This is a genomic window from Mesorhizobium sp. ES1-3 (assembly GCF_020164795.1).
In the GTDB taxonomy this organism is placed as follows: domain Bacteria; phylum Pseudomonadota; class Alphaproteobacteria; order Rhizobiales; family Rhizobiaceae; genus Mesorhizobium.
Window position 1 is genome coordinate 1 of sequence record NZ_JAIUGW010000055.1, and the last position, 5,749, is coordinate 5,749.

Consider the following 5,749-nt stretch of genomic DNA (forward strand, 5'->3'; position numbering starts at 1 on the left):
GAACGCTTCATTCGTCCGTCTCCTTGAGCGGGACGAACTCTACCAAAAACTGGAGGAGCTTCAGGGTCTCAGGTCACTCAAACTGGAACGCGATACCTCGTCCAAAAAACGCTTGAGAATGCCGGCATCGAGTTCATCCCTGAAAATGGCGGTGGTGTCGGTGTGCGCTTGTCACGGCGGTCCGAAAGTACGTAGGCTCAGATACGTAGATCCTTTGACAACGGCACAGCGCGTCCATTCGCCGACAATCGCTCGACGTGACGGCAGTTAGGGTGAGCAAGATCAACCGCGCGGGCTTCGGCGACCACCCTTACTTGAATTCAGGGGCGTGTTTGAGCGAATCCTTGTTACGATGCGCCCATCGAGCCGGGCGAAGCAATCTTAGCGACATAGCCGACAATTTCGGTCACTCGATCAGCCCAAAGAGCGAGTGCTTCTCGCTTTTCTCTCATGTAATCATAGCGCGCATAAACGCGGCTGGTGATGCTAGCCTTCGTCGCGCTCACGTGATTCAAAACGTGGCCTATGATGAACGGCGAGATGCCGAGTTCTTCCATGTGCGTTGCAGCCGACCTACGAAGGTCGTGTGAGGTCCAAGGCTCAACGCCCAAGATCGTCGCTTTTCCGCGCTTCATGATCTCTTCGCGCTTGATCGCCTTGGCGATCGCGGCACCGGTCACAGGCGCATGGGCTCCAGGCCCCGGGAAGACAAATGCGGGCATCGCCCTGCCCTTACGCTCGGCAAGCGCCTTCACGTCGGCAAGTTGGTCGCGAATGATCTCAATGGCCATTGGCGATAGAGGGACCGCATGCTCGTGTTTATTTTTGGAACGTATTGGCGGAATGGTCCACAGGGCGGCGTTGAGGTCGAGTTCGTCAACCGTTATCCCGCAGACTTCGCCTACGCGCTGCGCGGTGACAAGACACAAGCGGATGACGCGCCGAGTCGACTCCCGCATATCAGCGTGTGCCAAGGCTCCCCACGTAGCTCTGATCTCGTCGGCAGATAGCACGCGATCGCGTTCAACTGTTTCGGTGGGCTTGCGCATGCCCTCGACAAGATTCTGATCAAGATCGCCCCGGCCTCTAGCCCATCGGATCATGGCGCGAACGTCTTCGAAGAGCCTATTCGCCTCAACGCCCGCACCCCGGTCCTTCACGGCGTCGATCGCCTTTGTGATATCGCGGCGATGCAACTCAGAAAGCTTGACGTCGCCAATACACCCCCCCGAAGGCTTCTCCAACTTCTTGCCGTCGGCGTCACGGCCGGAAACATTCTTGCGAAGGCGGCGAGATATCTCGCCGCTCGAGCGCTTCGTCGAGGCGTGGCGCTTGACGTAGTTGTCGACTAGGTCGGCAACGGTCTGGGAAGCCGCCAGCGACTTCTTGTCGGCGACCGGATCGCCCCCATCCCCTATCTTGGCGCGCGCATCCCGCGCGCGCTGGCGGGCTCCCTTGTCACCGCCAAGCGGTATTTCCGGATAGGAGCCGAGTTTCAGCCATTGGCGCTTCGCCGGCCGGCCATAGACTAGATACCAGGACTTCGTCCCGCCTGCCGACGCACGCAAGACGAGCCCTTTTACGAGGGTGTCAAAGTAGTCCACCTTTCGGCCCGACGTCGCCTTCGCAGACTGGCAGAGTTTGTCCGTAAGCTCGACTTGCGGCATCCGCACCCTCGACGAACCGGTTCCCATGATCTACAGAATGATCTACACAAATCCGTGCGCTTTGTCGAGATATGATGCTACGAACTGAGACGCGGAGGGGGAATAATCCAGTTTAATTACATAAGCTTATGATGTTTCAGGCTATCGCACGACGATGCATAGAAACTCAACGGAAAACCTCTGTTAACCGGTTGGTCGCTGGTTCGAATCCGGCCCGGGGAGCCACCGCCTTTTCCTACGCTAGGGCGCGATACCGCGCGCCAGCGTACGATAGCTCCCTACGCCACGCTTCTCTCCTGCTGGCGTTGCCAGTGTCGGGCCACGAAATCGATGACGACGGGCATAGGATAGCAGTAGCGACTATGGCCGCCCAGCCCTCCGAAACTTTCGTCGCATAAACGGCGGCCCTGGCGTGGAAAGACAGGTGCTTGGCGGTGGGTTTCGGCGCTGCGCCGCGAACGATATACCGGAGCCACCGCCTCTTCTACGCCATGGCGCGATGCTGCGCGCCAGCGTGCAATTTCTCCCATACTCTTCGATCTCGTAGTCCTGCTTCCAGAGCGTCAGAACATCGAGGATCCTTGTCTAGGCTATCCGCCCGCGTGGTCGTTGCCACCGTGCGCGGCGATGAACATGGCGACGGCCGATCGGCAATAGGATTCGATTTCGTTGTCGTCCTCTGCTCTCGCCTGATCGAAGCGTGCGATCATCAGGAGATCGCATCCTTTGAAAAGCGCGGCAAACAAGCGGGCGGACCGGAGAGGATCGGGCACGTCCAGAACCGCCTTCGCGTGCAACTGGCGCAACAGGGCCTCGACTTGAGCGATGATGTGGGCGGGTCCGGCTTCGTAATGGAGCTTGCTCAACGCTTGTTGATTCGTGCTGTCGGTCATGACCATGGCTTCGACGCTGCGGACGCCCGGGCGCAACAGCGTGCGAAGCAGGGATGATCCCACCGCCATGAGCTGATCTTCGGCCGAACCGTCGACGTCTTCAAAAAGGGCCTGTGGTATTAACTGATGGCAGCGGGCCGCAAAGGCCTCGCTGAACAGGGCCTCCTTGTTCTCGAAGTGCCTGTAGATGCTGAGCTTGGATATCTTCGCCCGCTGAGCGACCATGTCCAATGTCGTCGCTTGAAAACCCAGTTCCGCAAAGAGTTCGCCCGCGGCGTCGACTATGGTTTGGCCAAGCGCCTCGTTGGCGGGCCGGCCGCGCCGGCCCTGGCTATTTTCAGTCACGACAATTCCAGTCCTTGACAGTATCCTAATTATCGAATTACGATACCACGTAGTATCGGAAATATGCAAGCCAAAGATTGGATTTTACCCTGTCCTTCAACTCGAGTTTCTCTGGGCCGCCATCGCGCAAGGCTCAGCCGAACCCCCTCCATCCACAACACGGAGCCGATCACCATGGATGACGTCATCATTATCGGCGGTAGCTTTGCCGGCCTCGCCGGCGCCCTGCAGCTGGGCCGTGCCCGCCGCAAGGTCACCGTTCTCGATACCGGCCTGCCGCGCAATCGCGTCGCCGGCCACTCGCATGGTGTGCTCGGCCACGATCACAAGCCACCGCTGGACATCCTGGCCGAGGCGCGGCGGCAACTGGCGCGTTATCCCACAGTCAAGCTGGTCTATGCCCGGGCCGACAGCATCTCCGGCACCATCGACAATTTCTCCGTCCTCACTGGCGATGACGAAAGCCTTGGGGCGCGCCGCCTGATCCTGAGTTATGGCGTTGCCGACCAGATGCCTGATGTTCCGGGCTTTACCGAAAGCTGGGGCACATCCATCGTGCCCTGCCCCTACTGCGATGGCTTTGAAGTCGCCGACCAGCATTGGGGCCTCGTCTGGTCCGGTCCGTCGTCGCATAATTATGTCAGGCTTTACCACGACTGGACCGAAACGTTGACGGTCTTCGCCGATAGTCACGACATTTCACCCGATATCCGGGCCGATCTGGCGCGCCGCAACATACCCGTCGTTGATGGCCAGATCGCCGAAATCGCCCATCACCGGGGCCATATCACCACCGTTAATCTCGATAGCGGCCTCAATGCCGCGGTCGACATCCTGTTCGCTCATCCGCGCAACAAGCCTTCCGCAAGCCTGCATGAATCACTGGGCCTCGCCACGGTCAATACGCCGCTCGGCACCGCCCTCAAGGTCGACGAGCGACGCGAAACCAGCATGCCCGGCATCTACGCCGCCGGCGATCTTGCAAATCCAGCCATGGCCTCGGTCACCACGGCAATATCGCAGGGCGCGACGGCGGGTATCTCCGCCCAGCAGTCGATGCTGGTTTGAGAAGACGGAAAGGAGGATGAGCATGGCCGTCGAACCGGACAGCGCGGGTGTGCGCTTCCCTCCGCCCTTCGTCTATCTGGGAGCGCTGCTGTTAGGGCTGGCGGTGGAGCGGTTCGTCACCCTGCGCTCTTTCGGCATCGACTGGCGGTTGCTGGTCGCAACGGGCGCACTGCTGTTCGTTGCCGGCGCGACGATGATGCTTGCGGCGGCGAGGCTGTTCCGGCGGCTGGGCACCAACATTCCGCCGTCGCAGCCAACGACCCTCATCGCGACGACCGGTCCCTTTCGGTGGACCCGAAATCCCATGTATCTCGGCATGGCGCTTGTCTATGCCGGCCTTGCGATCGGCTTCGACGGGCCGATCGCCTTCGCCTTGCTCCCGTTGGTTCTGATCGCGATCCAGACGCAGGTGATCGCCCGCGAGGAGCGCTATCTCGAAGCGAAGTTCGGCGACGACTACCGCCGCTACAAGGCCGAGGTTCGCCGCTGGCTCTGACCGTCGCGAGATCACCGCACAAGACGGCGACGGGATACGCATCAAGCAGCATCACGTTGGCGGCCCGATATACTCCATAACCGACTTTGATGAGCAAGCCCTCATCGCACATCCGGGCTAGGTAGCAGCGGGGAATGCCGATTGCTGTCAGTTCAGCCGTTCGCACCTCGCCACGTTCGCGAGCGAGGGCCGCAGCTCGGTCTCTCAGCGTCGGCTTTGGCCCGCCAGCAAGGCGTAGGGCTTCTGCGCGGTCACGATCACGTTTGCGCATCTTCGTCACCGAGGGCGCATTCTGGCGTAGGGGAATCGCGAATTCGAATTTCTCAGCTTCGTCGATCCCGGGGAGCCAAACATTTTCAAGGTGTTCAGGGTCTTCAGAGACGGCCGCAAATCGGCTGATCTAGAGCATATCTACACAACTCGACTTCGCTAGGCGCCGATCTACACGGGAATCGCCCGAAGGAGAGAAAGCACATGGAACGAGTTTTTGACGAGCTGATCGGCTTGCAGCAGCAGAGGCCGGAGTTGCGCGCCGCTGCGACCGCCTTGGCGTTTCGCCTCGCTGGCAATTTGATGATGGGAATCGCGACCGGTGTAGGAATCGCGATAGGATGGGGAATAGCGGACTAGAAAGAGAACCGTGGCGGCAGTCGGTCTTAACCAGGTATCGGCAAGTCTCTGGGAGATGCCCCAGCCGCTCGGGCTCTTCGCCGGGGGATTTGCTGCAGCGGGGGCAATCTTATTATCGGGCGTTCCAGATCGTTGCCGAGTGCAACGAGCCTGGGCTCAGCTATCCGGCCTATTTCCTACTGGCTCACGCCATCGAGGTGATTTTGAAATCGTATCTGGTGGCGAAAGGGACGCCGAAGCCTGCCTTAGGCAGAGGTCAGTTGCGGCACGATGTGGGATTGGTCTTTGCCGAGTGTGAAAAGCAAGGGCTTGTTGTCGCCCACCAACTCATCAAACCGCTGGCGAACCAGATAGCCCACATCAATCAAGATTATGATCTGCGCTACCCGACAGGGTTCATATCATCGATTCCTGGACCGCGACACTATATCGAGGCCGTAGACGAATTGTTGGCCCTCATCACGCCAATTGTCTCACAGGCCGCTATCATGGCCAAGATAAGACACGATGCCGACACGCGGCATCTTCGAGGAAGCAAGATCCGTTGGAGTGATTGAAAAAGGCCCGGAGCCGAATGAACTGACCCCGTAAAGTTGGACGGTTCATTGATCTGGTAGATTTAAGGGCTGGGTCCTGTATTGCACAGGGGC

General features: G+C 59.5%; 6 protein-coding genes and 1 pseudogene. 4 read left to right on the forward strand and 3 right to left on the reverse strand.

All coding sequences use genetic code 11. The features are described from left to right. A partial coding sequence (locus LB536_RS30785; protein WP_224599110.1) for a hypothetical protein occupies positions 1 to 271 on the forward strand: 271 nt, incomplete at its 5' end. 76 nt (positions 272 to 347) lie between these two features. Here LB536_RS30785 and LB536_RS30790 read toward each other — a convergent pair. Then, positions 348 to 1,667 carry a tyrosine-type recombinase/integrase gene (locus tag LB536_RS30790; protein WP_224599111.1) on the reverse strand — a complete coding sequence of 440 codons (1,320 nt, stop codon included), beginning with the start codon at positions 1,665 to 1,667 and terminating at the stop codon, positions 348 to 350. Positions 1,668 to 2,257: 590 nt separating this feature from the next. Beyond that, positions 2,258 to 2,905, reverse strand: coding sequence for a TetR/AcrR family transcriptional regulator (locus LB536_RS30795; protein ID WP_224599112.1), 648 nt, complete (start codon positions 2,903 to 2,905; stop codon positions 2,258 to 2,260). Positions 2,906 to 3,079: 174 nt separating this feature from the next. Here LB536_RS30795 and LB536_RS30800 point away from each other — a divergent pair, with 174 nt between their 5' ends. Together LB536_RS30800 and LB536_RS30805 are read left to right on the forward strand one after the other, a co-directional pair. Beyond that, positions 3,080 to 3,973: an NAD(P)/FAD-dependent oxidoreductase gene (locus LB536_RS30800; protein ID WP_224599113.1), complete on the forward strand. Its 894-nt coding sequence runs from the start codon at positions 3,080 to 3,082 to the stop codon at positions 3,971 to 3,973. 22 nt (positions 3,974 to 3,995) lie between these two features. Then, positions 3,996 to 4,469: a methyltransferase family protein gene (locus LB536_RS30805; protein ID WP_224599114.1), complete on the forward strand. Its 474-nt coding sequence runs from the start codon at positions 3,996 to 3,998 to the stop codon at positions 4,467 to 4,469. A 73-nt stretch (positions 4,470 to 4,542) separates the two neighbouring features. On the opposite strand, the pseudogene LB536_RS30810 reads toward LB536_RS30805, so the two are convergent. After that, positions 4,543 to 4,740, reverse strand: a pseudogene (locus LB536_RS30810) (type IV toxin-antitoxin system AbiEi family antitoxin domain-containing protein); the annotation flags it as partial. A 448-nt stretch (positions 4,741 to 5,188) separates the two neighbouring features. On the opposite strand from LB536_RS30810, the gene LB536_RS30815 reads away from it, so the two are divergent. After that, complete coding sequence (locus LB536_RS30815; protein WP_224599116.1) at positions 5,189 to 5,656, forward strand: hypothetical protein; 468 nt, start codon at positions 5,189 to 5,191, stop codon at positions 5,654 to 5,656. Positions 5,657 to 5,749: the final 93 nt, after the last annotated feature.

Bases quoted from the DNA above. Each gene is read 5' to 3' on its own strand.
- LB536_RS30805 (WP_224599114.1), top strand. From the start codon at position 3,996: ATGGCCGTCGAACCGGACAGCGCGGGTGTGCGCTTCCCTCCGCCCTTC.
- LB536_RS30800 (WP_224599113.1), top strand. From the start codon at position 3,080: ATGGATGACGTCATCATTATCGGCGGTAGCTTTGCCGGCCTCGCCGGC.
- LB536_RS30790 (WP_224599111.1), bottom strand. From the start codon at position 1,667: ATGCCGCAAGTCGAGCTTACGGACAAACTCTGCCAGTCTGCGAAGGCG.